The 19270-nt window shown below is 61.3% G+C and carries 17 protein-coding genes and 1 tRNA gene; 6 read left to right on the top strand and 12 right to left on the bottom strand.

Annotated elements, in window-relative coordinates:
• The 3 genes from BBF93_RS06565 to BBF93_RS06555 form a co-directional block, all read right to left on the bottom strand.
• Nucleotides 1–209: transposase (locus tag BBF93_RS06565; RefSeq protein ID WP_162786438.1), on the bottom strand; the 209-nt coding region annotated here is incomplete at its 3' end.
• Nucleotides 210–774: 565 nt separating this feature from the next.
• A complete protein-coding gene (locus BBF93_RS06560) occupies nucleotides 775–2172 on the bottom strand; it encodes a DUF6538 domain-containing protein (protein WP_233349298.1) in 1398 nt (465 codons plus the stop codon).
• Nucleotides 2173–2322: 150 nt separating this feature from the next.
• A complete protein-coding gene (locus BBF93_RS06555; protein ID WP_114105376.1) occupies nucleotides 2323–2541 on the bottom strand; it encodes a DNA-binding protein in 219 nt (72 codons plus the stop codon).
• A 281-nt stretch (nucleotides 2542–2822) separates the two neighbouring features.
• Between BBF93_RS06555 and BBF93_RS06550 the strand changes: the two genes are divergently transcribed.
• Nucleotides 2823–3416 (top strand): hypothetical protein, encoded by a 594-nt coding sequence (locus BBF93_RS06550; protein WP_114105375.1) that lies wholly within the window; start codon nucleotides 2823–2825, stop codon nucleotides 3414–3416.
• Entirely contained in the window at nucleotides 3416–4354 is a 939-nt protein-coding gene (locus BBF93_RS06545; protein ID WP_233349297.1) for a nucleotidyl transferase AbiEii/AbiGii toxin family protein, read from the top strand. The genes BBF93_RS06550 and BBF93_RS06545 overlap by 1 nt, the downstream gene beginning before the upstream one ends.
• A 202-nt stretch (nucleotides 4355–4556) precedes the next feature.
• Here BBF93_RS06545 and BBF93_RS06540 read toward each other — a convergent pair.
• Nucleotides 4557–4633, bottom strand: a tRNA-Asp gene (locus tag BBF93_RS06540).
• A 207-nt stretch (nucleotides 4634–4840) separates the two neighbouring features.
• On the opposite strand from BBF93_RS06540, the gene BBF93_RS06535 reads away from it, so the two are divergent.
• Complete coding sequence (locus BBF93_RS06535; protein ID WP_114105373.1) at nucleotides 4841–7675, top strand: AsmA family protein; 2835 nt, start codon at nucleotides 4841–4843, stop codon at nucleotides 7673–7675.
• Between the two features lie 30 nt (nucleotides 7676–7705).
• Here the strand turns inward: BBF93_RS06535 and BBF93_RS06530 are convergent, their stop codons facing one another.
• The 3 genes from BBF93_RS06530 to BBF93_RS06520 form a co-directional block, all read right to left on the bottom strand.
• A complete protein-coding gene (locus tag BBF93_RS06530) occupies nucleotides 7706–10087 on the bottom strand; it encodes a bifunctional diguanylate cyclase/phosphodiesterase (RefSeq protein WP_114105372.1) in 2382 nt (793 codons plus the stop codon).
• A 123-nt stretch (nucleotides 10088–10210) separates the two neighbouring features.
• Nucleotides 10211–11749 carry a cryptochrome/photolyase family protein gene (locus tag BBF93_RS06525; RefSeq protein WP_114105371.1) on the bottom strand — a complete coding sequence of 513 codons (1539 nt, stop codon included), beginning with the start codon at nucleotides 11747–11749 and terminating at the stop codon, nucleotides 10211–10213.
• A gap of 18 nt (nucleotides 11750–11767) precedes the next feature.
• Nucleotides 11768–12466 carry a DUF6134 family protein gene (locus BBF93_RS06520; protein WP_051612360.1) on the bottom strand — a complete coding sequence of 233 codons (699 nt, stop codon included), beginning with the start codon at nucleotides 12464–12466 and terminating at the stop codon, nucleotides 11768–11770.
• Between the two features lie 310 nt (nucleotides 12467–12776).
• Here BBF93_RS06520 and BBF93_RS06515 point away from each other — a divergent pair, with 310 nt between their 5' ends.
• Genes BBF93_RS06515 through metC form a run of 3 tightly spaced genes read left to right on the top strand, consistent with a single transcriptional unit; the run spans nucleotide 12777 to nucleotide 15798 of the window.
• On the top strand, nucleotides 12777–13784 hold the full coding sequence (locus BBF93_RS06515; protein ID WP_035595770.1) for a cysteine synthase A: 1008 nt from the start codon (nucleotides 12777–12779) through the stop codon (nucleotides 13782–13784).
• Nucleotides 13784–14632, top strand: a complete 849-nt coding sequence (locus tag BBF93_RS06510; RefSeq protein WP_114105370.1) for a sulfurtransferase — start codon at nucleotides 13784–13786, stop codon at nucleotides 14630–14632. The genes BBF93_RS06515 and BBF93_RS06510 overlap by 1 nt, the downstream gene beginning before the upstream one ends.
• Nucleotides 14629–15798, top strand: a complete 1170-nt coding sequence (gene metC, locus BBF93_RS06505; RefSeq protein WP_114105369.1) for a cystathionine beta-lyase — start codon at nucleotides 14629–14631, stop codon at nucleotides 15796–15798. The genes BBF93_RS06510 and metC overlap by 4 nt, the downstream gene beginning before the upstream one ends.
• Here the strand turns inward: metC and BBF93_RS06500 are convergent.
• The 5 genes from BBF93_RS06500 to BBF93_RS06485 all read right to left on the bottom strand — a co-directional run bounded on the left by BBF93_RS06500 (nucleotide 15795) and on the right by BBF93_RS06485 (nucleotide 19184).
• Nucleotides 15795–16568, bottom strand: a complete 774-nt coding sequence (locus BBF93_RS06500; protein ID WP_162786437.1) for a C13 family peptidase — start codon at nucleotides 16566–16568, stop codon at nucleotides 15795–15797. The two genes, metC and BBF93_RS06500, sit on opposite strands and share 4 nt — an antisense overlap.
• 119 nt (nucleotides 16569–16687) lie before the next feature.
• Entirely contained in the window at nucleotides 16688–17056 is a 369-nt protein-coding gene (locus tag BBF93_RS19465) for a hypothetical protein (protein ID WP_162786436.1), read from the bottom strand.
• 69 nt (nucleotides 17057–17125) lie between these two features.
• The gene (locus BBF93_RS06495; protein WP_114105367.1) at nucleotides 17126–18151 is read right to left on the bottom strand and encodes an NADP-dependent oxidoreductase; all 1026 of its coding nucleotides are present in this window, start codon (nucleotides 18149–18151) and stop codon (nucleotides 17126–17128) included.
• Nucleotides 18152–18198: 47 nt separating this feature from the next.
• Nucleotides 18199–18639, bottom strand: coding sequence for a hypothetical protein (locus BBF93_RS06490; protein ID WP_051612362.1), 441 nt, complete (start codon nucleotides 18637–18639; stop codon nucleotides 18199–18201).
• A 71-nt stretch (nucleotides 18640–18710) separates the two neighbouring features.
• Nucleotides 18711–19184, bottom strand: a complete 474-nt coding sequence (locus BBF93_RS06485; RefSeq protein WP_035595780.1) for a hypothetical protein — start codon at nucleotides 19182–19184, stop codon at nucleotides 18711–18713.
• Between the last annotated feature and the right edge of the window lie 86 nt (nucleotides 19185–19270).

Genomic DNA, 19270 nt, shown 5'->3' with positions numbered 1-19270 from the left:
TCAGTGCTGGGCCCGGACCGCTTGCCGGCGTCCCGCTCGGCCTGCGCGACCCAGCCATGCAGCGTCTGCGGAACGCACCCGATCTTGCCGGCAATCGAGACGATCGCCGCCCACTGCGACGGATACTCCCCGCCGTGTTCCATCACCATCCGAACCGCTCGCTCACGCACCTCAGGCGAGTAATGAGGTCTCTGCTTCTTGTCTGTCATAGGGCCACTCTCTCAAAGAAAATGGCCTCCGGCAAACCCGGCGTGGTTCATCCTCTACTTTCAATCGGTTCTTCGGCCAGGACAGAACTTCTTGGAGGATTGTGTCGATTATCTTGTGCCGAGTTTCTGCCTCGTTTTGACTAGAATCTCGGGTGAGGTTTGCATAAGCGATTAGCTCGTCGATGATGGCTTGATGATCTTGGGGCATCTATCCGCACTTCAACTTTATTTAGGAATTTATGTGATCGGATTCAAAGAAAATGACAATCGGGCAAACTCGAGGGTCTTAAGAGCATATCGGGAAGAAAAATGACATCAACAGGCGCCTCTAATTGCTAGGGAATTGCAGGGGTGGAACGGTTCATTTGATCAGCTATCGGTCGGCGGATAGGTAAATCTCGCCGCGTTGGGATGACTTTTGCGACGGTGTTCATCAATGACCGGAATCGGCGATTAGCCGCCTTTCGAGACCCGGTCTGCCAATGTCGGCTTTCAGGAATGAAGCGCCTTCGTTGTTGGATTTTCAGCCGGTATAAGTACAGCTTGAGATCATGCACTACCCAGCCTACCCGGCACCAAACACCCCCGCCTCAAACGGATGCGCAATCTTCAATAGCTCCGCGCGCCGGTATTCCAGCGACCCGCCCATCCCGTATTCCGGCCGGTTGTTCTTGTGCCCCATCAGCGCGCAGCGCAGGCCGTAGTCGAGCCCGCCTTCGAGCATGCGGTCTTCAAACGAATGCCTGAAAGAATATATGACGTGGTCGGATGTTGGCAGGAGCTTTCTCTGCCTGAATGCCTTCATCAAGTTCGCTGACACCAGCGTGCTGCGGTCGTAATAGTAGGGAAACCCCTCCGGGCAGGCACGCATCGCGATTTCAGCGACGCCGACCAGCGGGATCTCACGCCGGGAATCATCTGTCTTGAGCTCCCGGTTCTGCTCGGGCCGGATCGCGATGTGCGGGACTTTGGCATTTAGCCGGATGTCTTCCGGGCGCAGGTTCACAAGCTCGCTGAGGCGTGCGCCGGTTTCGATGAGGAGGTAAATGATGACGCGCAGCTCCAGCCGCAGCCCCTCGAACAAGCCTGGCACGAGGATACGGCTTCTCACCCACTCATTGCTGAATGATGCGCGCTTCACCTCGGTCTTGCCGCTGAAGTAAAAGTCCCGGAACGGATCTTCCACATCGGCCGCGCCGATATGCTTGAAGTAGCGCTCATAGAGCGAGCGGATGTTTCCGATATGCCGGTTGGCTGTGTTGGGCGCGACCGGCGCCGAGCCATCGGCCTGCGGCTGCATCTTCTCCATCCACCAGTCCCGGTATTCGAGGGCCTTCTCCCGCGTGATGTCGCTCAGCGGCAGGTCGCCCATCTGGTCGATGAAGTAGTTGATCGAGGTTCGCTTTGTCTTCTCCCAGGACCGGCGCTGGGCGTTCGACTTGTTGTACTGGTCATCGAACGCGATGCGTTTGACGTAGAGCTCGAACGCCTCGGACACCGTAATGCTGGACGACGGATCGGGTGATCCGCCGAGAAGGGCTTCGGCGTCTGCGCGGCGCGGATCCCCGCCCTTGCCGGCCTGCGCCTCCAGCATCCGGATACGCTCCATCAGCTCGGCGATTGCCTGGCTCTCGGCGAGCGGTTCGGCCGGCTTGTAGGAAAACCCATAGGCCATGGCGCGGGAGATGGCCGCCTTGTACCGATGCTCGAGCGCCGCGCGAAGGGCCGGCCCTCTGCCGCCGGGGCTGCCCGCTTCAGCCGCGAGCGCCATCCAGTACTGATCATCTGCCTCTGCAAGCTGGTCCCGGCGAAGACGCGCGACCTCCTGCGATCCGGTCTTCAGGGAGACCTTCACGAAGGCCCGGTGATCAAGATGGGAAAACGCGTTCGGAACGCGCCGCTGATAATACCAGCGGTTGCCGCGCTTGAGGAGAAACCTGTCAGGATCGCGGAGCTCAGCCATCGCTCCTTGTATCCCATTTTGTATATCAATTTCTACCCTTAATTGCCGCCCCTCACCTTATCGGCGCCCTCGGCCCGCAGGCCGGAAAGTAATTTCCGCCCTGGCGGGCGGGAACGTCAACGCTCATAGTGTTGTCATAGGCCCGCAACCTCATCTGCGTGCCGTGTCAAAGCCTTTGCCGGAGACATCTTCCAGGTGGACGCCGGCGGCGAGCGCCTTTCCCAGCTGGGCGGTTGGCTTGCCAGCTTCCAGATCCACAATGAAGCGCTCTCCGGCATTGATGGCCAGGGCGAGCTCGCGCTGGGTAATGCCCAGCGCCTTGCGCGCGCGGGCAACCATCTGGCCGAATTCTGAGGCGTTGCGGATCATATGAAATCTTCCCGATCGGGAAGATCATGGACCCGGACTTCAGGGTCGGCAAACGCGTTCGGGGGAGCGCAGGAGACACCCGTCTGAATACCCGGGCGCACATATCCGTTTCTCTGCCCGCCTGATGCTCCCACCCTTAGGGCGGTCCCGCGTGACTAAAAGCTGACAGGTGACCAGCGGGGCGCTTGCACTGGAAAGCGCCCCTGATTTGCATGAATTTTCAATAAGAAAACTTGCATATTGCCATTCCCTACCGTATATAGGACGTGAGGAGCGCAGCGATGACGGCACTGACAGATCTGACGAAACACCTGCGGCCAGGCGAGGTATACCGGCGCCGGGATCTTGCGCGCTGGTCGACGGCTGTCGACCGCCACCTCCAGCGGCTTCTGGCGGAGGGCCGGCTTGAGAAAGTCGGAGCCGGACTTTACATGGCACCGCGCAAAACCCGTTTTGGGCTGGCGCCGGCCGATCCGCAAAAGCTGGTGGAAGCTTTTCTGGGAGACAGCCGCTTTCTGATCGTGTCGCCCAACGCCTATAACAGTCTCGGACTTGGCACGACGCAGCTTTACAATGAGCCGGTCGTGTACAACCGCAAACGGCATGGCCGTTTCGAACTGGACGGGCGCTGGTATGATTTCCGGATGCGCGCCTGCCTGCCCGCAAAGCTGAGCACGGAAGTCCTGCTGGTCGATCTGCTTCACAATCTCCACCGCCTGCCCGAAGATCAGTCGTCTGTTCTGCCCAGGGCGCTGGCGCGGGCGCGAGGCATGAACCGCAATCGGCTGGCAAAGGCAGTCCGGGAGTTCGGCTCTGCCCGGGCGCAGCGGCTGCTGGAGCCTGTTCTGGAAGATCCGCATACGGTAACTGCATAATGCTGCTGCACACGCTTCGGGATTTTCCTGATCTTCTGGCCGTCGCGGGACGCAACGAAAAGATTGATCCTGGACTGATCGAAAAAGACTACTGGATCATGCACTGCCTCTGGGGACTGCAACAGCAGGGTTTTGTCTTCGAGCTGAAAGGCGGCACGTCCCTGTCGAAAGGCTATGGTCTGATTGACCGGTTTTCTGAGGATATCGACATCCTGATCCATCCTCGGGAGGATCTGCAAACCGGACCGAACCACAATAAACCAGCGCAGGTCGCTGCAAGGCTGGCGTTCTTCAACAGCCTTGCAGGCACCATAAAAATTCCGGGGATCACCGGGGCCGCCCGAGACACTGACTTTGATGACACGCGCTATTACAGAGGCGCCGGGATCCGGCTGCAATATGATCCGGTCCATCCGTTACCGGATGGTCTCAAGGCAGGCATCCTGCTTGAGGCGGGATTTGATCAGGTTGCGCCGAACAGGCCCTGCACGATCTCGTCCTGGGCTTATGATCTCGCCGTCGGGAGCGGTGTCCGGGGGCTGACGGACAACCGGGCGATCAACGTGCCCTGCTATGAACCTGGCTATACATTCGTCGAAAAGCTGCAGACGATCTCCACGAAGTACCGGCTGCAACAGCAGTCCGGAGACATGCCCGTCAATTTCATGCGGCATTACTATGATGTCTACTGCCTTCTCGGCGCGAAAGACGTCCAGTCATTCATCGGCACGGACGACTATTTCGCCCACAAGCAAAAGCGATTCCGGAATGACGATGTCGCCGATCTCAGCAGGAACGACGCCTTTCTGCTTGAGGATAAAACAACACGCAGAGCGTATGCATCCGCCTATGCCGCAACCCGTGCCCTCTATTATCGCGAGCAGGTTCCCTTCGACGCCATTCTGGAGCGCATAGCAGGGGTGGTGGCTGACCTGTGACGGGTTGCGGCCATGCGCGCCTGGTTCACCCATTTCATCCTGCCTGAGGAGCCCGTGGAAAGCGGTCAGACGGGCCGTCAGCCAGCCCTCTTTGTATCCCACTTTGTACCCAATTTGTATCCCAGTTTTGGGGAACAACGGGATTCGAACTCCAGAAACCGACCTAAGTCTTTGATTTTATTGGAGTTCATTCCAAATGGAATGGCGCGAGTGACGGGGCTCGAACCCGCGACCTCCGGCGTGACAGGCCGGCACTCTAACCGACTGAGCTACACCCGCGCATTTTTCTGCCGCCCCCTTCGGAAGCGAAGCGCCTCTCTAATCAAGCATGGCGGATGGGTCAAGCACACTTCTTCACGCAATTCACAAGCATGTGTTGTGCCCCTGCGCAGGCGCCTTTCCCCCCTTTTATGCCCGCTTTGCCATTCACACGACACATTCCGAACCCATGTGATACTGAATTACGCAAAAGTCGGGATTCGCCCCATGAATATCAAACGCATCGGCCTGATTGCTGGCGGCGTTATCGCCCTGCTCCTGATCGCGCTCGTGACGGTGCCCTTCCTTGTGCCCAAGGAGGTTTACCGGGCCCAGATCGAACGCGCGGCCACACAGGCGCTGCAACGCCAGATCTCCCTGACCGGTGATGTAAAAATCTCGATATTTCCGTCGATTGCCGCCAGCGTGGGCGGGGTAACGGTGGCCAATCCGCCTGGATTTGATGGCCCCTACATGGTCGAAGCCGGTGAACTTCGCGGCTCGGTGCGGTTGATGCCGCTACTTTCCCGCCGGGTTGAGGTAAAGGAACTGGCCTTTGTAGACGCGAAGGTGTCCCTGCAGAAACTTGCAGATGGACAGACCAACTGGGTCTTCACCCCGGCTGAACAGCCCCCGCCCGCCCCAACGCGGTCGCCGGCAGAGCAGAAGGGATTCAATGGCGGGGTGGAACAGGCCCGGCTGCAGAATGCGTCGCTGACTTACCGGGACGCGGGCACTGGCGAATATTATGAGCTGCGCGACCTTGATCTACTTGCCTCGATGGCGTCGACCGACGAGCCGTTCCGGCTGAAAGCGAAGGGGTTCTTTCAGGCCCACCCCTTCGAGATCAATTCGACGATTGAAACCATCGACGCCCTGACCAAGGAAAGGCCGGCAGATATCAAGGCCGACCTGGAGACGCCGTTCGGGAAGGTCCATTACACAGGATCGGTCAAGCTTGGGACAATACCGGACATCGAGGGACAATTCCGGGCGTCTTCGGACGCGCTTCCGGCCCTTGCCGCGCTCACCGGGGCAGAGGTTCCCTTCGATCTTTCCAAGCTGGGCAAGATCAATCTGGAAGGCCGCCTGAAAGGCCCTGCCGACGCCCTCGTAGTCGATATCGACAAACTCACCCAGACATCAAACCTCGCCAAGACGAGCTTCTCCGGACAGCTCAATCTCTCCGAAGCGCCGACCATCTCCGGCGAGTTGAGCCTCGACGCGCCGAGCCTGGCGGAGCTTGCCCGGTTTGCTGCTGTCGAGATGCCTCTCAACCTCGCCCCCCTGGGCGGGGCCGATATCAAGGGCAAGGTCAGCGGATCCCTGCTCCAGCCTGATCTCAGCTTCGAGAAGCTGGGCATAAAGGGCGCCCTCATCAACGCCAACTATGCCGGCACCATTCAGCTGGGCGAAGTGCCGTCGCTCAATGGCAGGCTGGACCTTCGCTCTTCCAATGCGGGAGAGCTGGCGCGCCAGTTGGAGTTTGATCTGCCGGCCTCGACCGCGCTTGGCAAAGTGGAGCTTTCCTCTGCGATCAGCGGGCCCGTGGATGGGCTTGTTCTGACAGGGCTGGAATTCACCCAGCAGAGCGACATTCTGACCGCTTCCTATAAGGGGGATGTGGGCCTGGGCGGCGATGGCAGCCTGAAGGGCCAGCTTTCGGCGGAAAGCGAGCGCTTGCGAGACCTGCTGGCAGCCGCCGAGGTCGAGATGGCGCCAGGCTCTACTCTTCGCAGCTTCAGCGCCAGGGGACTGGCCAGCGGAACGTTTACGAAAATTGCGCTGACGGGCCTCGATCTCAAGCTCGATGACATTACTGCCAAGGGCACCGCGGGCATCGACCTCACAGGCGAACGCCCCCGCCTGACCGGCAATCTCGACATGGGCGCGCTTGACCTGTCCCCCTTCCTGGCGCCCGCCGACCAGAAGCCGCAGCAACAACAGCCGCTGGAAGCCTGGAGCAAGGACAAGCTCGACCTTGCCGGATTGCAGGCCGCCGATGCGGATCTGAACATCAAGACAAGCAAGCTGACCCTGGGCAGTGTCGTGCTGACTGATGCGGCGCTGGCCGCCAATCTGAACGCCGGCAAGCTGACGACCGATCTCTCCCAGTTCAAGGCCTTTGGCGGAAACTGGAAAGGTCAGATGGTGGTAGATGCGGGCAGCCAGATCCCGGCGGTGAACCTTGCAATGGAAGGCAACAGCGTCGCCATTTCCAACCTGCTGGGAACGCTGGCAGGGTTTGACAAGTTGACCGGCACAGGCGCGTTCAAGGTCAATGCTTCTGCACGCGGCGCCTCGATCGACGAGATCATGCGCGGGCTGAACGGAGAGCTCTCGACAAATCTGAATGAAGGCGCGCTCAAGGGTCTGAACGTCACGCAGATCGTGCGCAGCGCACAGTCGCTGCAACAGGCGTTCACTACCGGCAGCCTGAACAATCTGGACTTCCGCGGCGTTCTTTCGCCCGCGGCCGAAACCGAGTTCACCACATTCAACACAGTGCTCAGTGTCCAGAATGGCGTCGCCACAGTGGATGTCCTTAAACTGCTGAGCCCGGTGCTGGGCATCGACGGCAGCGGCAAGATCGACATTGGCGGGCAGTCCCTTGACGTGCGCCTGGCAACAGCCATCGACAGGAGCGGTCAGGGCCAGGGGGCGGTGGTGCAGCTCAACGGCATTCCGGTGCCCGTGCGCCTGTCAGGCAGCTGGGACGCGCTGAAGGTAACGCCGGACTTCTCAGGCGTTCAATCGGCCTTGCAGGCAGAACTGACAGGTCGCCTGCAACAGGAAGTGAACGACCGGGCCGGCGATGTTGCCGGAGCGATCATCGGCAATATCATTGGCGGAAAACAGCCGGCCGCAACGCCGCAGACGCCCCCCCCTGCCGGCCAGGATGAGGACGAAACACCTGCGGCTCAGGCCCCTGCGCCTCCTGTTGAGCAACAGCTGGAAGACGCAGCGGAGAAAGCGGCGCGTGACGCGATCGGTAACCTCTTCGGCCGCCGCGCCGCGCCCAAACCCGCTGAAGAACCCAAGCAGGACGAGGACGGAGAATAAGGCGTGCCGGCTGAGCCCCCAAAAGGGCGCTCAGCTGGCCCGGCTTTGTACGGCCGCTTCCAGCACCTGCGGCGGTGAGGTGACCTCGACCGCCTGTCGCAGCGGCACGATGTGAGCGAGCTGTTCCAGCGGGTGGGCACGGCTGAAGAAGAAACCCTGCAATTCCTCACAACCGAGTTCGCGCAGATATTCCGCCTGAAGCGTGGTCTCCACCCCTTCTGCCGTACACTGCATACCCAGCGACCGCGCAAGGCTTACCATGGACTGGGTGATCGCCTGGCTGTCGGAGCGGGTTTCGATTTCGCTGACGAATGTGCGGTCAATCTTGATCCGGTCAAACGGGAAAGACCGCAGATAGCTCAGGGACGAGAACCCGGTCCCGAAATCGTCCAGCGCGATGCGTACACCCAGCGAGCGAAGCTGGTGCAGGCGGCGCAGCGTGAACTCGGTATTGCTCATCAGGGCCGTCTCGGTGATCTCGAGTTCCAGCCGGCTGGGGTCCAGCTTGCTGGCGGCAATTGCGCTGACAATTGTGGTGGTGAGCGAGGCGGAGTGAACCTGCAGGGGTGAGATGTTTACGCAGATGCGGACATGCTCCGGCAGGCGGGCGGCCTCGGTCAGCGCAGCCCGGATCACCCATTCTCCCATACGGGTTATCAGGCCGTTTTCTTCTGCATGCTCGATGAACTCGCCGGGATAGACCAGCCCGCGTTCAGGATGCTCCCAACGGAGAAGTGTTTCACAGGCAACCGTTTCGTGCGTCTGCGCGTCAACGATGGGCTGGAAGTGGATCCGCAGCTCGTTGCGCTCCATGGCGCGCTGCAACTCTTCCTGAATATCCAGCCTGGCCTGAGCCCGTTGCTCGAGTTCGTCCTCGAACATGCACCACTTGGCCTTGCCCAGATGCTTGGCCTGATAGAGCGCAAGGTCTGCCTGGCGAAACATGGCCCGGCTGTCGCGGATCGTCGGATCAAACAACCGTACACCAATAGAGGCGGAGGAATTCGCGGTTGATCCCCAGACATCATAAAGCGCGCTCATTTCGGAGGCGAACTGGTCAAGAAAGCTGCGGAGCGCGTCACTGCTTGACCGCTCTACGACCATTGCAAATTCATCGCCGCCAAGCCGCGCAACGAGGTCTCCGGGCTCCGACAGCGCGCGGATACGCGAGGCGACCTGGCGCAGCAGCTCGTCTCCTGCCGGGTGGCCGAGCGTGTCGTTTACCCATTTGAAGCTGTCGAGGTCCATCATCATCAGCGCCCGGCAGGCCGGCGCAACAGGTGGGCGGCGCAGCAGGTTTTCCAGCTGATCCTGCATCGTGATGCGATTGGGCAGACCGGTAAGGCTATCGAAATGCGCCATGTGCGCGATGCGGTCTTCGATCTTCTTGGATTGAGTCACGTCTGCCGCAACGCCGCGATAGCCAAGGAATTGTCCGTGTTCGACGACAGGCTTGCCGGTCACCGACCACCAACGCAGGTCTCCGTCCGCACCTTTGATCGGAACGACCCTATCGCGGAACGGCTGGCGGGCATTGACTGCCTTTTCCAGCGCCCTGCGGGCGTCACCCGAATGAAAGACTTCCGTAAACACCGCGCCGCGGCGCAACATGTCACTCTTGCTCCAGGCCGCATCGCCTGCCTCGCTGACAATCGGAATTTCCTGCAGCACACCATTCGCATCCGTCTGCCAGAGCGTATCGGACGTGCTTTCCTCAAAATCGCGCAGGAGAAGGCCAATCAGCTGTGACTGGTCCTGAATGGCTGCCCGGCCGAGGAACTGTTCCACGAACTGCCGGTGGGTCCATGCCACGGCGACCAGCAGAACGATCAGATAATACACCATCAAAATGGAAAGGATGGCATATTTCGGCCCGGTCTGAAGCATCAGCGCCGTCGCCAGGCCGAGGCCCGTGGGAACGATATAGTAGATCGCTGCAACGGGGATGCGGGACAGCAGGAAACCGCCCGCGAACATCATGCCGGCCGTGATGATGCCCATCACCATCTGGCCCTGAACATCAGCCGTTCCAAGCACAACGATGGGCGCCAGCCCCCAGAGCACCCCGTTGCAAATGGCAACACGGGTGAAGTCAGCGATGGCGCGGCGGTTGCTGCGCTGTTGCGAATCGATCCGGAGGAAATGGCGATATTTGAACCAGGCGCCGATGTTAATGATCAGTCCACAGACAGACCACGCCGCCAGGAAGTGGATCTGGCCATAGTTCAGGAAAATGCCAAGAATGGCGATGATGTTCAGAACATTCGACAGGATGATCACATTGGTGATCCGGCTCATCGAATTCATCTGTTGGGCACGCAACGCGGGCACATGCTTTTCCGGCACCTCCACACCCTGCAAAAGTTTCCTCAGCGACCAAAGCGTCGCCGAGCCGTCCTGGCCATGTGGCATTACCCCATCTCCCGCACGCTTTAAGTGTCCCGCCTTCTACTGAACATTGTTACCGCAAGCGGGTTAGCCACTGCCGACCGGGATCGATGAAATTTGATCTATCTCCCTGTGGAAATGCGATTGTTACGGGGAATTCAGGCCGATCTCACGAAGGAAACCAGCCGCTTCGGAGCGTATCTCAGCGCGTTCCGAAACGCTCATCCTGTTTAAGGATTTACAGATCACGGCCATCCGTGGGTTGTTTTTGAAGCGCGCTTCATGGCGGTCGACAAAATCCCAATAGAGAAAATTAAAAGGGCACGCTTTTTCGCCGGTCCGGCGCTTCACATCGTAGGGGCACCCTTCGCAATAGTCCGACATCTTCGAAATATAGTTGCCGCTGGCCGCATAGGGCTTGGACGCCATAAGGCCGCCATCGGCGTGCAGCGCCATGCCATGCGTGTTGGGCAGTTCCACCCATTCATAGGCGTCCGCATAGACCAGCAGATACCATTCATTAACCTGCGCCGGCGACAGCCCGGCAAGCAGGGCGAAATTGCCGGTAATCATCAGCCGCTGGATATGATGCGCATAGGCATAGCGCCTGGTCTGGCCGATCGCTTCGGCCATGCAGCGCATGGGGGTCTTTCCGGTCCAATAGAATTCCGGCAACGGATGATGCGCGTCCAGAGCGTTCATCTCCGCATAGCCAGGCATCTTGAGCCAGTAGATGCCGCGCACATATTCCCGCCAGCCGATAATCTGCCGGATGAAACCCTCAACAGCGTTGAGCGGCGCCCTGCCCGCTTTCCATTCCGCTTCTGCGCGGCGGCAGACATCCAGCGGGTCCAGCAGGCCGCAATTGATGTAGACCGAAAGCAGCGAGTGCCACATCCACGGCTCGCCGCGTGCCATGGCGTCCTGCCAGTCGCCAAAACCCGGCAGGATTTCGGCGATGAAATGGTCCCGCGCCGCCTCGGCTCCCGCGCGCGTCGTCGCGAACACCCAAGGCTCAAGATCGCCGAAATGGTCCGGAACGCGCTCGGCAACCAGCGCCATGACCTCGCGCGTCAGCGCATCGGCCTCGGGCAAGAAACGCGGGGGCGTCACCATGGATTTGGGAAGGCGCTTGCGGTTTTCGGCGTCGTAATTCCACTGGCCGCCTTCAGGTTGGTCTCCCTCCATCAGCAGACCCGTCTTGCGGCGAACCTCGCGGTAGAAATACTCCATCCGCAACTGTTTGCGCCCCTTTGCCCAGGCTTCAAACTCCGTCAGCGGCACGATGAAGCGGGTATCGTCCCGCAGCTCCACAGGCACGGGCAACAGCGTACCCCATTGCTCCATATCCTGCAGCAGGCGCCATTCGCCGGGCTTGGTGACCACCAGTCTATCGAGGCCGGGCACCTCTTCCAGCGCGCTCGCGGCTTCAGCCCTGAGCGAGCCCTGATTGGCGGGATCATCAAGGCGGATATACCGCACCCTGTAGCCGGAGACCGTCAATTCCTCTGCAAAATGGCGCATTGCCGCGAAAAGGAAGGCAATCTTCTTCTTGTGATGGCGCACATAGGTCGCCTCCTCCCTCACTTCCGCGATGAGGATAACGTCACATGATTTGTCGGCATCCCTCAGGGACGAGAGGTCCGGCGACAGCTGGTCGCCGAGCACGAGCCTCAATGTCCCCACCCCCAGGCTCCCGGCGCATCAATACATCTGGTTGAGGACGTACTCGATCTGCTGGCCGCGCGCCTCGAAGGCGAGCTTCACCCACCGGCCCTGATCATCATACCAGAGATCAACGTCCAGATCGGACTCCAGAAGGTAGCGATTGGCCTCGATCTCGCGCCCGGCGGCGGTAATCGTTTCGCGGCCTTTCGGCGTGACCTTGATGTCGTAGATTTCGCCATCTTCGGTCGAGAGCAGGTTCCGCGTCTGCGTCTGGGCAAAATTCCAGTGGCTGGCCGGGATCACATTGGTGGGCACCTCGCCGGAAAACAGCGTGCCTTGCACGGCCAATGCGTTGCCATTCCGGACAGCTTCCATCGAAGCCCTCTTGCCATCGTCATTGACCTCGCCGGCCACCTCGACGAGTTGGCCTTCCCGCCAGACTTCGCTGGCGGTGTGATCATAACGGAACACCGTAATCGGGCCGAGGCCGGCCTTCAGGTTGATCTTCGTCTTTGCCACAAGGGCGCCATCGGGGCCCTCATCGAAGGTAACGAGGTGGGACCCGAACGGGCTGCCCTTGCGCAGAACATCGAAGCGGATCACGTCACCCGGCGCGGGTTGCCAAGCCTGCGTGATGCCTGCGGGCTGCGGAACGGGGGCGTTATCCGCTGTCGCCGCGCCGCTGAACGGAAAAATCAGGACAGATGCGGACAAAACCAGTCGCTTGACGAGCATGTGAGTTATCCTTTCGCTTGTGTGACCTCTGTACGGCCAGCCAGGCGAAATAGATCAATCTGAGCTGTCTGACCGGAAATGCAGGGGCGGCCAACTCGCAGCCGCCTTCAGCGAATTAACCCCGCTACGGCGAGATGGTTCCACGCCCGCTTAAGGGACATGTGAGTTGACGGCGGGTGCCACCAGCCCCTTTTCACCCGCAAACCGGGCATACGCCGCGGCAGTTTCGCAGCCCTTGCGGATTGAACGCGCTGACGGCGGCGCGTAGCCTGCATTCAAGCAACCCAGTGTCAGAATCGAGTAACGCCCCATGACCATCCACAGGTCTGTCATCGACCTCATAGGCAACACGCCGCTGCTCCGTCTCAACCGTGTATCGGATGAGACGGGCTGTGAAATTCTCGGCAAATGCGAATTCCTCAATCCCGGCCAATCCGTGAAGGATCGCCCTGCCCTGGGCATTGTTCGGGAAGCGGAAGCCTCCGGCGCGCTGAAGCCCGGCGGGACGATCGTGGAAGGCACCGCGGGCAATACCGGCATCGGGCTTGCGCTGGTGGGCAAGGCGCTCGGTTACCGGGTGGTGATCGTGATGCCGCGCACACAGAGCCAGGAGAAGAAGGACGCCATCCGCCTGCTCGGCGCCGAGCTGATCGAGGTGGACGCGGTGCCCTATGCCAACCCGAACAATTATGTGCGCTATTCCGGGCGCCTTGCCGAGGAGCTGGCCGCGAGCGAACCGAACGGCGCGATCTGGGCCAACCAGTTCGACAACCAGGCCAACCGCCGCGCCCATTACAACACCACCGCGCGGGAAATCTGGGATCAGACGCAGGGCCAGGTGAACGGCTTCATCTGCGCGGTCGGTTCCGGCGGGACGCTGGGCGGCATTGCCCTTGGCCTGAAGGAGCGCAATCCGAAGATCACCATCGGCCTGGCCGATCCCGGCGGCGCGGCGCTCTTTTCCTATTACACCACGGGCGAACTGAAAGCCGAGGGCACCTCCATCACCGAGGGCATCGGCCAGGGGCGCATCACGGCAAACCTCGAGGGCATCCCGGTCGACAAGGCCTGGCGCATCCATGACGATGAGGCGCTGCGCTATCTGTTCGATCTGGTGGAATATGAAGGGCTGTGCCTTGGCGGCTCAAGCGGCGTCAACGTAGCCGGGGCGGCCCGCCTGGCAAGGGAGCTGGGGCCGGGGCACACCATCGTCACGATCCTGTGTGACTACGGCAACCGTTACCAGACCAAGCTCTACAATCCGGAATTCCTGCGCTCCAAGGGCCTGCCGGTTCCGCCATGGATGGAGACGAAATGATGAGCGAGCAAGGCGACCCGCTGGTCAGCGCAGACTGGCTGATGACCAACATAACGGCGCCGGATGTGCGCATCGTGGACGCAACCTGGTTTGCCTCCTGGACCAATCCGGTGGAAACCGGGCGCGAAGCCTGGAAGCGGGGACATATTCCGAAGGCGGTCTATTTCGACATTGACGAGATCGCCGACACCGCCTCCCCCTACCCGCATATGATGCCCGATGCCGTGAAGTTTTCCTCGCGGGCGCGCAAGCTGGGCCTCGGCGATGGCAGCCGCATTGTGGTGTACGATCAGAACCGGTTCTTTGCCTCCGCCCGCGCCTGGTGGATGCTGCGCGTGATGGGGCACAAGGATGTGTATGTGCTCGATGGCGGGCTGCACGCCTGGGTGTCCGAAGGCGGCGCGCTGGACGACCTGCCCACCCCGCCGGGCGAGCGCCACTTCACCCCGCGCGTACGCAGCGACCTGATCATGGATGCGCGGGATATGGAGCAGCTCGTCGGCTCTGCCCGCGTCAAGATCATCGATGCCCGCCCGGATGGACGCTTCTTCGGGCGAGATCCCGAGCCGCGCGCCGGGCTGCCCTCCGGCCATATCCCCGGCAGCATCAATGTGCCGGGCAGCCTGCTCGTCTCCGAAGATGGCCGCATGAAATCGGCCGAAGAGTTGCGCCGCCTGATGCCCGATCCGGGCGCGCCGACCGTGGCCACCTGTGGCTCCGGCGTAACGGCGGCGATCACGGCGTTGGCACTTGCGCGCCTCGGCAACTGGGATGTCGCCGTCTATGATGGTTCGTGGACGGAATGGGCGTCTGATCCCTCCCGGCCGATCGTGCGGGGCGCGCCATGAGCGCAAACGATGACGCAGCCCCCGAAACACGCCTGATCCATACGCGCGCCGAGCGCCTTGGCCGCGTGACGGTGAACCCGCCGGTGGAGCGGGCGTCGACCGTTCTGTTCCGCACCGAAGCCGCGCTCTATGGGCCCAAGCCGACCTATGGCCGGATGGGGCTGACGGTTCACCGCGAACTGGAAGCGGCCATGTGCATTCTTGAGGGCGCCAGGCATACGCGGCTGGCCTCCAATGGTCTGCAGGCCTGCGCGCTGGGGATTGCCAGCGTGGTGGAAGCCGGCGGGCATCTTCTGTTTACCGACAGCGCCTACGGGCCGACGGCGCGCTTCTGCGAAAAGCGCCTGAAAACGATGGGCGTGGAGGCGGAGCGCTTTAATCCGCGCATCGGCGCGGGCATTGAACGCCTGTTCCGGGAGAACACGCAGGCGATCCTGCTGGAATCCCCCGGCTCCCTGACCTTCGAGATTTCCGATCTGCCGGCCATTGCCGAGGTGGCGAAGAAGCGCGGCATACGGATCGTCTGCGACAATACCTGGGGCGCGGGCCTGCACTATCAGCCGCTGGCTCTGGGCGCCGATATTTCCGTGCAGGCGCTGACCAAATATGTGGTGGGCCATTCGGATGCGTTTGGCGGCGCGGTGATGACGAATGAGCTCAGCCTTGCCAACAAGGTGGCCAATTGTTCGGAAGACTGGGGCATCGGCCTTGCTCCGGATGATGCCTATCTGGCCATTCGCGGCATTCGCAGCCTGAAGACGCGCCTGAAAGCCCATGAGGCTGCCGGGCTGGAACTGGCCAGATGGCTGGAGACACGGCCGGAAGTGGCCAGCGTCATCCATCCGGCCCTGCCCTCCCACCCCGATCACGCCCTGTGGAAACGGGATTTCACGGGCGCCAATGGCCTCTTCGCATTCGTGCTGAAGGACTATCCGGCAGAGGCGAAGAAGCGTTTCTTCGAGGCCCTCAGCCTGTTCGGCATGGGCTTTTCATGGGGCGGTTTCGAGAGCCTGATCATTCCATGCGATGACCAGCTGACACGCAGCGGCACATGCTGGACGAGGCAGAAGCCCGGCGAGTTGATGCGGGTGCATGTGGGGCTGGAAGCGGTGAGCGATCTCAAGGCAGATCTTGAGGCGGGTTTTGCGGCGCTGAACGCGGCCTAGGGCGCGGACCGTTCAAAATCCAGGAAGACGAGCAGGTCTTCCACATCGGCGCCCAGATCGGACTGCGGCTCGGACGGAGGCCAGAGGCGCTGCTGGCGCTCCTCCATCGCAACACAGCGGCGCGTCATGTTCGAGAGGTGGACGAAATCGTCCGCACCCGGCAGGGAATCCAGAACGCACTGGTCAAACACCGGATAGATCATCCCCGCGCCGCAACCGAAGGAGGAGCGGTCCGGCCGGGCCGCCGTCATCACCAGCCGGTTCGGCGCGGCCAGTTCCGGCACGAAGACGCCGGAGAAGCAAGCCGAGACGACCACCACCGTCGGGCGCTGCCCGCACCACTGGCTGATCAGGCCATTGAGTTTCCTGGGGCTGATCAGCCCTTCCGTGCCCAGCACCATGCCTTCGGGAACACCATGCGAGGTGAAATAGAAGAGGCAGCCCGCTGGCGCCTTGGCTGCCAGCTCTCCGAAGGCAGAAAACACCTCCTCCGAACGCAGCGAAATGCCGCCCAGCTCTCTTGGGCGCAGCGACATGTGGGTGATGTTATCCGGGTTGAACCCCACATCGGCAAAGCCGCGGGCAAGATCGCGCCGCGCATTCTCGAAGGCATCGATGGGGGCGCCTTCACTGTCGCGCCAGTCAGCTGCCAGGATACCGACGGCCCAGTCCTTGAGCGGAGCATCTTCGACGGCGGGTTTGGCAAAAGCAGGCCCCGCCCAGCACGCAGCCAGGAACAGAGCCACAGCAAACAGACGGCGCAACTTCAACCGCGTTCTCCCCACGGTGAGTGTGTTCTCCGGCCATATGAGCAGCGCACAGGGCGAAGCGCAAGCGCGCAGGCAGCCGCCTTTGTTTCCTTCCGCTCCTGCGCCCGGAATTGCGGCGGCTATTTGGGATAGGTGTCGAGCGATGGCTCGCGGTGCCAGCAGTCGCAGCTGGCATTGTACTGGAAGGCTTCGCCATAATCGTTGATGCGGGTGGCGGGGGTGACATAGTAGCCGGGCACATAATCCCAGGCCGGATCTGCGTAGCGGTCCGCAAAGCCATCGCCAGTGTCGTCGCACACGGCATACCCCTGAGCATTGTAATCGCATCCATAGCGAGGGGTCTGGGTCAGCGTGACGGCCATTTCGTCAGCCGCCATATTGAGGCCCATGGCAACCGCCTCCCAGTCAGAATGGCTGCAGCCAGCAACGCCGATCAGCGCTGCGGCTGCAATCCATCCCCGTGTCCCCAGTCCCGCATGCCGTCCCATTTCCCACTCCCAGACTTCATGAATGACATTCTGGTAATGGGGCGCATGAACGCAAGCTGAACCTGAGCCTCAAACCGGCTCCGGACTGACCTGAACCACGAGTTTTCCGAGATTTTTGCCCTCAAACAGGCGCGAGAGGCTTGCCGGCGCCTTCTCGAAGCCCTCGACGATATCGGTCTCGAATTTGAGTTTCCCCTCCATCAGCCACTGCGCCATCTGCTGCATGCCTTCCGGGAAGCGGGGGAAATAGTCGATGACGATAAAGCCCTTCACCAACGTCCGCCGCATCAGCAGGTTGGCAAAGTTGTAAGGGCCCGGCACGGGCGTGGTGGCATTGTAGGTGGAGATCAGCCCGCAGAGCGGCATTCGCGAGAAGTCGTTCAGGCGCGCGATCACCTCATCCATGATCTTGCCGCCGACATTCTCGAAGTTGATGTCGATGCCCTTCGGGCAATGCTTGTCCAGCGCGGCGCCGACATCTTCATTCTTGTAGTCGATGGCGGCGTCAAAACCGGCGACTTCTGTGAGCCAGCGGCACTTGTCGGCCCCGCCCGCGATGCCGACGACGCGGCAGCCCTGGATCTTGGCGATCTGGCCGACCATGGAGCCGACGGCGCCGGCGGCAGCGGACACAACCACCGTCTCGCCCGCCTTGGGCTTGCCGATGTCCATCAGGCCGAAATAGGCCGTCATCCCCGTGGCGCCGAGCGGCCCCATGAAAGCCGTCAGCGGTACGCCCGGCAGCTTGGGCAGCTTGGTGAGCGCGGCGCCAGGCAGCGTGTTGTAGATCGCCCAGCCAGCCAAGCCGGTGTTGACGATGTCGCCGGGCGCGAGGCCCTCAAACCGGCTTTCGGTGATCACGCTGAGCCCGCCGCCGCGCATCGGGTCGCCGATCTGCACGGGCGGCAGATAGGCGTCCATATCGCTCATCCAGATACGGTTGGTCGGATCAAGCGAGAGATAGATCGTCTTGGCGCGCACCTGTCCGTCTTCGAGCGGGGCGAGCGGCGTTTCGACCAGCTCCAGATCCCCCTCTTTCAGATCGCCCACAGGACGATTGCGCAGCACCCATGTCTGGTTCTTTTCGTTGACCATGTTGTTCCTCCCTGAACTTCTCGCCGGGAGGCTAGAGCGAATTGCGTTCAGCGCAAGACGCCGCGCTTCATCTGCCACCAGGCATATCCGAGCTGGACCAGCGCGATCGCGATGATGACATAGGGGAAGAACTCTGCGCCCTCCATCTTCGGCGCGTCGGTGGCCATGATGCCGATGGCGAGGCTGATGACGGCGCCGAGCAGCGAAAGGGCAAAGAGCCTCACCGCCCAGACGCTGCGCAGCAGCAAGGCGGCCGCGCCGAAAAAGCCGCCAAATACACCGAGCGCCCAGACCGCCCAGACCCACCAGGGCATGGCAAACCAGTAGTCCAGCATCTCCTGCGGATAGGGCTTCAGATAGGCTTCGTTGCGCGTGGCCGTCATCACGAAATCGAAACAGCCAAAGGCGTTCCAGAAGAGCGCGAGAATGCCCACGAGCCAGATATGCCAACCTGCTTTCGGTGCGATTACGGATGTATCTTCGGTCATATGCGCGCCCTCCCTGACGTAGGGGAAGTGTACGCCGATTTCGGGGGAGCGCAATCTGGGCGGCCGGAGGCCTACTTCAGCACGCCGAACTTCGCCCAGGTCTGCGCGTAATAGAGCAGCAGGACAGAGACCACGATCGTGAACATGGAGACGGCGTGGATGGTGCCATCATCGGGCGCGCCATTGGCGAAGGTAAAGCCGATGCCCAGAATGGTCGCCGTGGCGCCGAGGGCGAGGATCCGGACGGCGGTGAGCCGCTTGCGGATAAGGTAGACCGCGCCGGCAAGCGTGGCGAAAACTGCCACCGCGCGCAGGATGATCACTGCCGGCGGAAGCTCGTAGATGAACTCTCGTGTCAGCTCCGGCATCTGGTTCATATAGGGCGCAAAGCGGGTGATCATCGCCAGAAGGTCGAAGACGCCCAGGAGGCTCCACAACACGGCGATGGCCCCTATAACGGGGAGATGCCACGGCGCCTTCGGCACATGCTTCTGCACAGCCGGGATAAGGGCCGTCGCTTCTTCGAAGTCCAGATCACGGTCCATGTTGCATAATTAGCACACCCCAGCTGCCACGGAAAAGACAAAATTGGCCCCGGCGCATTACTTAGACGAAAGGTGGCGAATCGACA

Source organism: Hyphomonas sp. CACIAM 19H1 (genome assembly GCF_003325995.1).
GTDB lineage: Bacteria > Pseudomonadota > Alphaproteobacteria > Caulobacterales > Hyphomonadaceae > Hyphomonas > Hyphomonas polymorpha.
The sequence above is the reverse complement of the archived record's forward strand: the minus strand, read 5'-3'. Positions and strand labels throughout refer to the sequence as shown.

Excerpts from the sequence above, each read along its gene's own strand:
- BBF93_RS06560 (WP_233349298.1), bottom strand. The coding sequence starts at position 2,172 with ATGGCTGAGCTCCGCGATCCTGACAGGTTTCTCCTCAAGCGCGGCAAC.
- BBF93_RS06555 (WP_114105376.1), bottom strand. The coding sequence starts at position 2,541 with ATGATCCGCAACGCCTCAGAATTCGGCCAGATGGTTGCCCGCGCGCGC.
- BBF93_RS06550 (WP_114105375.1), top strand. The coding sequence starts at position 2,823 with ATGACGGCACTGACAGATCTGACGAAACACCTGCGGCCAGGCGAGGTA.
- BBF93_RS06545 (WP_233349297.1), top strand. The coding sequence starts at position 3,416 with ATGCTGCTGCACACGCTTCGGGATTTTCCTGATCTTCTGGCCGTCGCG.
- BBF93_RS06535 (WP_114105373.1), top strand. The coding sequence starts at position 4,841 with ATGAATATCAAACGCATCGGCCTGATTGCTGGCGGCGTTATCGCCCTG.
- BBF93_RS06530 (WP_114105372.1), bottom strand. The coding sequence starts at position 10,087 with ATGCCACATGGCCAGGACGGCTCGGCGACGCTTTGGTCGCTGAGGAAA.
- BBF93_RS06520 (WP_051612360.1), bottom strand. The coding sequence starts at position 12,466 with ATGCTCGTCAAGCGACTGGTTTTGTCCGCATCTGTCCTGATTTTTCCG.
- BBF93_RS06515 (WP_035595770.1), top strand. The coding sequence starts at position 12,777 with ATGACCATCCACAGGTCTGTCATCGACCTCATAGGCAACACGCCGCTG.
- BBF93_RS06510 (WP_114105370.1), top strand. The coding sequence starts at position 13,784 with ATGAGCGAGCAAGGCGACCCGCTGGTCAGCGCAGACTGGCTGATGACC.
- metC (WP_114105369.1), top strand. The coding sequence starts at position 14,629 with ATGAGCGCAAACGATGACGCAGCCCCCGAAACACGCCTGATCCATACG.
- BBF93_RS19465 (WP_162786436.1), bottom strand. The coding sequence starts at position 17,056 with ATGGGACGGCATGCGGGACTGGGGACACGGGGATGGATTGCAGCCGCA.
- BBF93_RS06495 (WP_114105367.1), bottom strand. The coding sequence starts at position 18,151 with ATGGTCAACGAAAAGAACCAGACATGGGTGCTGCGCAATCGTCCTGTG.
- BBF93_RS06490 (WP_051612362.1), bottom strand. The coding sequence starts at position 18,639 with ATGACCGAAGATACATCCGTAATCGCACCGAAAGCAGGTTGGCATATC.
- BBF93_RS06485 (WP_035595780.1), bottom strand. The coding sequence starts at position 19,184 with ATGGACCGTGATCTGGACTTCGAAGAAGCGACGGCCCTTATCCCGGCT.